Raw genomic sequence first — 7,415 nt, forward strand, 5'->3', positions numbered from 1 at the left:
TTCACGAACTTCGCGGATGCTCGGCGCGACATGTTGGAAAGCAGGAGCGGATGACTGACCGTTTTGCAGTAGTGCTGGCGCGCCATCCCGCCGTAACAGGCGCGGAAGGCGTGTGTTACGGCCAACACGACGTTGCCCTGGCCGAGGGCTGGGAGCGCATGGCCGATGGCCTGCGCACCGTCATGCAGGGTGTGGGATGCCGGATTCTGTTCTCGTCTCCCGCGCGGCGGTGCCGCATGGTGGCGGATCGGGTAGCGCAATTCATGAATCTGGAGTTGAGGGTGGATTCACGTCTGCGTGAGATCAGTTTCGGGGAGTGGGAGGGCCGTCCGTGGAGCCGAATCTCGCGCTCGGCACTTGATGCATGGGCGGCGGATGTGAGCGGGTTTACACCGCCTGGCGGCGAGAGCGGTAGCGCGCTGCGCGCCCGCGTGCGTCATTTCTGGACCGAGATGCATCAGCGCGGCCAGTCCTGCGCCATCATTACCCATGGCGGCCCGCTGCGCCTCATGCACGGCATGGTTCATGGCGCGGCGGGCAACCTGCTTGCGCCCTCGCCCCCCATGGGGTCGGTGCGGGTGGTCGAGCAGGGCAGCGCCCCGTTCAGCACAGAGCCGTCAGAACTGCGCATTCCGTCACGACTGCCGTTGCACCAAGAACGTCACCGGTCTGTCCGCCAAGTTGCCAGCATGCAAGGCGGCACATAAGCACGCTGGCCAGCATGGCCACGGCGCAGGCCGTCATGGCCCGCGCGCCGGGCAGCAGGCAGGCCGCAAGCGCCCCGGCCAGGCCAAGGCATGCCAGCAGGGCCGGGCCGGGCAGGGAGGCCATGGCGCTGGCCAGCCCGTCGCGGCGCGCGGGCGGCACGCGCCACAGCACGCCCGCCATGGCGGCACGGGCCAGCGCCCCTGCCACCGGCAGGGCCACCAGCGCAATAGGCCCGGGCATGGCGGCAATGGCTGTTACCCGCACCAGCAGGGCGACGACCAGCGCCATCACGCCATAGCTGCCCACGCGGCTGTCGCGCATGATCTCGAGCTTGCGCGCCCGGTCGCGGCCGCCGCCGCAGCCATCGGCCATGTCGGCCAGGCCATCTTCATGCAGCCCGCCGCATAGCAGCAGCAGGCCGCCCACGCACCAGCCCGCGGCGGGCAGGGGGGCAAGGCCAAGCCGGAGCGCCGCCGCGTAGGCCAGGGCCGCAAGCGCGTTGACCCCCGCGCCAATCAGGGGCCAGCACCATATCGAGCGTGTCATGCTGTAGGGCAGCCCGTCGCGTGCCAGCCAGCCTGTGGGCAGGCGGGTCAGCAGCCCCAGTCCGCACACAAGATCGGCGCGCAATCGGGCCGTCATACTCATTCCCGCCCGCTCACCCGCGCCTGCGCAAAGGTGGCCATGCCGCACAGGCACGCCACCGCCGCGCGCACCAGCCCCACGGCAAGCCCCGCGCCCGAGCCTTCGCCCAGCCGCAGCCCCAGTTCCAGCAGCGGGGTCAGCCCCAGCCTTGCCGCAAGGTGGGCATGCCCCCCTTCAGCCGAGCAGTGGGCCAGCCGCGTATGGGCCAGCCCTCCGGGCGACAGCACGCCCAGCGGGGCCACGGCGGCCGTACAGATGAAGCCATCAACCAGCACGGGAATATCCCTGTAACGCGCGGCCAGAACCGCCCCGAACAGGGCCGCGAGTTCATGCCCGCCCACATGGCGCAGGATTTCAAGCGGGTCGCATACCTCGGCATGACGGGCCAGCGCCCGGTCGATTACCGTTGCCTTGTGGCGCACGCCAGCCTCGTCAAGCCCGGTGCCGCGCCCGGCCCACTGCGCTCCGCCGCCGCCAAACAGGGCGGCGCACATGGCGGCGGCGGCGGTGGTGTTGCCAATGCCCATCTCGCCCACGCACAGCAGGTCCGTGCCCGGCTGGACCGCGTGCATGCCGGTGGCAATGGCGCGCAGGAAGGTGGCTTCATCCATGGCGGGGGCCTGCGTAAAATCCGCCGTGGGGCGCAGGTCTTCCACCTCGATCACATGCAGCCGGGCGCCTGCCACGCGGGCGATCTGGTTGATGGCCGCCCCGCCCGTACGAAAATTCTCGACCATCTGGCGGGTGACATCGCTGGGCCAGGGCGTGATACCCTGCGCGGTGACGCCGTGATTGCCCGCGAAGACGATGATATCCACCCGCTCGGCGCGCGGTCGGTCGGTGCGCTGCCACTGGCCTGTCCAGGCTGCGAGGTCCTCCAGCCGGCCAAGGCTGCCCGGCGGCTTGGTCAGCTGGCTGTCATGGCGGGCAATGGCGGCGCCGACGGCGGTGTCGGCGGTGGGAAGGTCGCGGCACAGCACGCGCAGCGCGGCCATGTCCTGCGGTATGGAAAGACGGGATGGCATGGGCAGCGTTGTGTGGTCTTATGCGCGCCGATGCAAGATGGGGGAGGATAAAATGATGGCGGATGGCACGCATACCCTGCCAGCAGGCTCGCAGGGCTGTATTTTCGTGCTCGGCGGCGCGCGCTCGGGCAAGAGCGCGTTTGCCGAAGGACTGTTTAACTCGTGGCCGACCCCATGGACCTACCTTGCCACCTGCCAGCCTCATGATGGCGAAATGGATGCCCGCGTGAGCCGCCACCGCGCCCGCCGGGGTGAAAACTGGCGCACCGCCGAGGAACCACTCGACCTGCCCCGCGCGCTCGACGCTGCGGGCACAAGCCCCGTGCTGGTGGATTGCCTGACCCTATGGCTGACCAACCTCATGCTGGGCGAGCACGACATAACGGCGGCGACCCGCGCCCTGCTGGCCGCCCTTGAGCGCCGCGCGGGGCCTACGGTGCTGGTCTCGAATGAGGTGGGGCAGGGCATCGTGCCCGACAATGCGCTGGCGCGGCGCTTCCGTGATGAGGCGGGCCTGATGCATCAGGCTATTGCGCGCAAGGTGGCTCGTGTTGTCTTTGTGGTGGCAGGCCTGCCAATGGAGATGAAATGACCCTGACCCCCGAAGAAATCCGCCACCGTGAAAAAATGGCAAAACGCAAGGCCGTGCAGGACCGGGAGGTGGAGAGCAAATCCATCGAGAAGGGGCTGCTGGCCGTGCATACGGGGGCGGGCAAGGGCAAGTCCACCGCAGCCTTTGGCATGGCGCTGCGCACGCTGGCCCATGGTGGGCGGATCGTGGTGATCCAGTTCATCAAGGGCGCGTGGAACACCGGCGAGCGCAAGGCGCTGGAACGCTTTGGCGACCAGGTGGAATGGCATGCGCTGGGCGAGGGCTTTACCTGGAACACGCAGGACCGCGCGAAGGATATCGCCAACTGCCGCATTGCCTGGGATCAGGCCCGCGCCGCGCTGAAGCGCAGTGACGTGAGCATGGTGATCCTTGATGAACTCAACATCGCCCTGCGCTACGACTACCTGCCCATTGACGACGTGCTGGCCGATATCGCGGCCCGGCCGCCCATGCAGCACGTGGTGGTAACAGGCCGCAACGCCCGCCCGGCCATGATCGAGGCCGCCGACCTCGTAACCGAGATGACGCAGGTGGCGCATCACTTCAAGAAGGGCGTCAAGGCGCAGGCCGGGATCGAGTTCTGAGCATGGCGCGCGCACTCATGTTTCAGGGCACGGGCTCGAGTGTTGGCAAGTCCGTGCTGGTGGCGGGGCTGTGCCGGGCATTGACCCGCCGGGGGCTGCGCGTGCGCCCGTTCAAGCCGCAGAACATGTCCAACAACGCCGCCGTGACCGCTGATGGCGGCGAGATCGGGCGCGCGCAGGCGCTGCAGGCGCGGGCCTGCGGGGTGCCGCTTTCGGTGCATATGAACCCGGTGCTGCTCAAGCCGCAGGGCATGACCGGATCGCAGCTTGTGGTGCGCGGGCAGATGCGCGGACAGGTGCGCGCGCGTGATTTCCAGTCCTTCAAGCGCGGGCTGATGCCCGAGGTGCTGGGCAGCTTTCACGCCCTTGCCGATCAGGCCGACATCGTGCTGGTGGAAGGGGCGGGCTCCGCCTCGGAGGTCAACCTGCGGGCCGATGACATCGCCAATATGGGCTTCGCCCAGGCGGCGGATATTGACGTGGTGCTCATTGGTGATATCGACCGTGGCGGCGTGATCGCGAGCCTCGTGGGCACGAAGGTGGTGGTGGCGCCCGATGACGCACGGCGCATCCGGGGCTTTATCGTTAACCGCATGCGCGGCGACCCCGCGCTGTTTGCCGCGGGCATGGACGGGATCGCCCGCATGACCGGCTGGCAGCCCGTGGGGCTTGTGCCGTTCCTCGACCGCGTGCGCGCCCTGCCAGCGGAAGATGCAGCCGATCTTGCCGCCGGTGGCGGCCCGCGCGGGAAAGGTGTGCGCATCGCCGTGCCATGCCTGCCCATGATTGCCAATTTTGATGACCTCGACCCGCTGGCGGCTGAAGATGGCGTGTCGCTGACCATGGTGCCACGCGGGCAGGTGCTGCCCGACTGTGACCTGGTCATCCTGCCCGGCGCCAAGGCCACCATTGCCGATCTGGCCACACTCCGCGCGGAGGGGTGGGATATCGACATCCATGCCCATGTGCGCCGTGGTGGGCATGTGCTGGGCATATGCGGTGGCTACCAGATGCTGGGCCGCAGCATTGCCGACCCCGAAGGCATCGAGGGGGCGCGCGCCACGGTGGACGGGCTGGGCCTGCTGGATGTGACCACCGTGCTGGAAGGCAACAAGCGGCTGGAGGACGTGACCGGTGCACTACTGCCCGAACGCGTGCCCCTGCATGGGTATGAGATGCATATCGGCCGCACCGAAGGACCGGATCACGCTGCCCGTCCACTGACTGATCTTGGCGGGCGGGCTGATGGCGCGGTCAGCCCCTCGGGGCAGATATGGGGCACTTACGTGCATGGCCTGCTGGCCGATGGCCGCGCAAGGGCGGCATTGCTGGCGCGGCTTGGCGCAGGCTCGCACGCACGCGATCATGATGCGACGGTGGATGCAGCGCTTGATGCGCTGGCCGACCATCTGGAAGCGCATCTCGATATCGACGGCCTGCTGGCCATGGCGCGTCCGGTGCAGCGTGGATGAGGGAAAGTTCCTGGGCGCCCCCTTCTGAAGCTTTTTGAAAAAAGACAGCACCCAGAACTTTCATCATTTTCGGGTCAGCGTCGCCGTAATGTCCTGCCAAGCAGGGCCATCGCTGTTGTGCCCGCGAGTGTCTGGATCAGGCAGGCGCGGCGGTACAGGGCAAGGGCACGATACAGGTCAGCCGGGTGCAGGTCGGGCGTGCCATCGCCCACCCAGGGTTCGGCCACGCGCACGCCGTTATAGGCGCGCGGGCCAGACAGGCGGATGCCCAGCGCACCTGCCATGGCCGCCTCCGGCCAGCCTGCATTGGGCGAGCGGTGGGTGCGGGCATCGCGCCGCAGCACGCGCAGGGCGCCGCGCGCATTCATGCCGGGCAGGCTCAGGGCGGCAAGCACGATCCATAAGGCCGACAGGCGCGAGGCAGGCAGGTTGACCAGATCATCGAGCCGGGCCGCCGCATAGCCAAAGGCTTCATGGCGGGGGGTGCGGTGGCCGATCATGCTGTCGGCCGTATTGACCGCCTTGTAGAACACGGCCCCCGGCAGGCCGCCGAGCGCCATCCACAGCAGGGGAGCCACGATCCCGTCGGAGAAGTTCTCGGCCAGTGTCTCGGTAGCCGCGCGCAGCACGCCTGCTTCATCAAGCTGCTCGGGGTCGCGGCCCACAATGTGCGAGACCGCGCGCCGGGCGGCAGGCAGGCTGACCTGCGCCTGTTGGGCTACGGCCAGCACATGGTCATGCAGCGAGCGCTGGGCCACCAGCGAACTGGCCAGCACGCCGGTTAGCGCCACAGCCAGATTGCGCGGCAGGACGCGTCGCATGCCGCGTTCAAGCGCTACGGTAGCCAGTGTTGGCACCGCCACGATTACGGCACTCGCCACAAAGCCGTTGGTCCGGCGGCAGGCGGGCGTGTGTTCGGGTGTGTTCAGGCGGCGGTCCAGCCCATCGATCAACCGGCCAATCCAGATGACGGGGTGCCCGATCCGGCTGACAAGCGCCTGCGGGTAGCCAGCCATGGCATCGGTAACCGAGGCCACGCATGCGGTGCTGACAGAACGAAGCAGGAAACGGGAAAGGCGCATGCCCCGATGGATATTGCGGCCCCTGCACAGGGTCAAGGGCGGCGGTAACGGGCGGTGCGCGGGTGTTTCGCCATGGCGCATGAACGTGCTTCTGGCGGGCAATGCAGGTCATGCGCATGGCAGATATAGGACTGTGGGGGTTCTATTGCAGCGTATTGGCTAATTATATTTGCAATGACTGTGAAACTGAAATTCTTTTAAGGTATATTTAAAAATCTACAATAAAAATGATCTGGATTTTATTGTGGGATAATGCGGGGTGAGGAAACCCGTGGCCAGAATGCAAAAATAGGCAGAAATGCCGTGTGCGTGTGGACTGTTGATACCGCAACCATTTGGCATGGGATCGAATATCAGGATGAATGTCGCTATGATCTACGGGAAAGAAAATGCTCCATAACAATAAAATTAAAAAATTGTTTTTTCCAATACTGATTTTACCACTTCTTGGTGGCTGCATCCATCCGCACCCGCCTGCAATGCTATTCAACAGCAATGAAGTGGCATGGGCGCAAAAGCCGGGTCATGCGGCCATCAGGGGGTGTGTCAGTGGTGCAATATTTACAAGGCACACCACGACCGCCCTGACTTCGGGAAATAATACTGTCTATACATTTAATGACATACCAAGTTCCATCATGCAGATCCCACGCAGTCATTTTACAGTAGAGCTGCTCCCGGAAAGTGAATATATGCGTGTGCTGTCAAAAAAGATGGAGTTTTATAGTTACCGGCTTAACGGCCCCACGGCTGTGAATGATCCCCGCTGGGTCGAACCGTCAGTGCTGCCTTTCATTGCGCGTATTTCCTGCCCGGTTGCCGGTCCTGACATCTGTACATCCATCGGCCATTTTTTCTGGCCCAATCTGCCCGCGGGGCAGTGGTATGCCGTTACGTCATATGACGCGACGGAGGGAAATAATGGTTATGTCATCGATGTACAGAAAATAACCACGGTTGAAGGCAAGACGGTTCCGTTTGTTGCATGGACCGGCACGAGAAGGGTGCTGTGCAGTTCATGATGCGTGGCACGCCTGCCTGTCAGGCCGCCAGCCATGCCACGGGTGGATGATACCACCAGGGTATATGACCCCATGGCCCTGGCAGTTTCCCGGGTCGGGGCGTAGCCGTGCATTAACCCGGGGATCATTTTTTCTTGCATTAAGGGAAATCATGCAAAAGGCTCTAGCAGCCTGTCGGGTTGGGCATTTTGCGGCTGATAACGCCGAGGCTGACCCGGCTTATGCTGCCTGAAGCCGTGCCATTCTTTTGCAGTTGTATGCGAG

8 protein-coding genes are annotated in these 7,415 nt (G+C 65.2%); 5 read left to right on the forward strand and 3 right to left on the reverse strand.

Annotation, left to right across the window (positions count from 1 at the left end):
* Positions 1 to 50: 50 nt before the first annotated feature.
* On the forward strand, positions 51 to 707 hold the full coding sequence (locus CDI09_RS10355; RefSeq protein ID WP_078524697.1) for a histidine phosphatase family protein: 657 nt from the start codon (positions 51 to 53) through the stop codon (positions 705 to 707).
* Here CDI09_RS10355 and cobS read toward each other — a convergent pair.
* Complete coding sequence (cobS, locus tag CDI09_RS10360; protein ID WP_249034017.1) at positions 604 to 1,350, reverse strand: adenosylcobinamide-GDP ribazoletransferase; 747 nt, start codon at positions 1,348 to 1,350, stop codon at positions 604 to 606. The two genes, CDI09_RS10355 and cobS, sit on opposite strands and share 104 nt — an antisense overlap.
* Positions 1,351 to 1,352: 2 nt before the next feature.
* A complete protein-coding gene (gene cobT / locus CDI09_RS10365; RefSeq protein ID WP_078524693.1) occupies positions 1,353 to 2,378 on the reverse strand; it encodes a nicotinate-nucleotide--dimethylbenzimidazole phosphoribosyltransferase in 1,026 nt (341 codons plus the stop codon).
* Here cobT and cobU point away from each other — a divergent pair.
* From cobU to CDI09_RS10380, 3 genes are read left to right on the forward strand one after another with little or no spacing between them, the layout of a single operon-like run.
* Positions 2,377 to 2,970, forward strand: coding sequence for a bifunctional adenosylcobinamide kinase/adenosylcobinamide-phosphate guanylyltransferase (gene cobU / locus CDI09_RS10370; protein ID WP_078524691.1), 594 nt, complete (start codon positions 2,377 to 2,379; stop codon positions 2,968 to 2,970). The genes cobT and cobU overlap by 2 nt on opposite strands.
* Positions 2,967 to 3,575 carry a cob(I)yrinic acid a,c-diamide adenosyltransferase gene (gene cobO / locus CDI09_RS10375; protein WP_078524690.1) on the forward strand — a complete coding sequence of 203 codons (609 nt, stop codon included), beginning with the start codon at positions 2,967 to 2,969 and terminating at the stop codon, positions 3,573 to 3,575. Before cobU ends, cobO begins: the two co-directional genes overlap by 4 nt.
* Positions 3,576 to 3,577: 2 nt before the next feature.
* The gene (locus tag CDI09_RS10380) at positions 3,578 to 5,047 is read left to right on the forward strand and encodes a cobyric acid synthase (RefSeq protein WP_078524689.1); all 1,470 of its coding nucleotides are present in this window, start codon (positions 3,578 to 3,580) and stop codon (positions 5,045 to 5,047) included.
* Between the two features lie 74 nt (positions 5,048 to 5,121).
* Here CDI09_RS10380 and cbiB read toward each other — a convergent pair whose 3' ends face one another.
* Positions 5,122 to 6,129, reverse strand: coding sequence for an adenosylcobinamide-phosphate synthase CbiB (cbiB, locus tag CDI09_RS10385; protein ID WP_078527740.1), 1,008 nt, complete (start codon positions 6,127 to 6,129; stop codon positions 5,122 to 5,124).
* A 389-nt stretch (positions 6,130 to 6,518) separates the two neighbouring features.
* Here cbiB and CDI09_RS17750 point away from each other — a divergent pair, with 389 nt between their 5' ends.
* A complete protein-coding gene (locus tag CDI09_RS17750; protein WP_146220870.1) occupies positions 6,519 to 7,151 on the forward strand; it encodes a hypothetical protein in 633 nt (210 codons plus the stop codon).
* Positions 7,152 to 7,415: the final 264 nt, after the last annotated feature.

Origin of the sequence: Komagataeibacter nataicola (genome assembly GCF_003207795.1) — a bacterium.
Classification (GTDB): domain Bacteria; phylum Pseudomonadota; class Alphaproteobacteria; order Acetobacterales; family Acetobacteraceae; genus Komagataeibacter; species Komagataeibacter nataicola.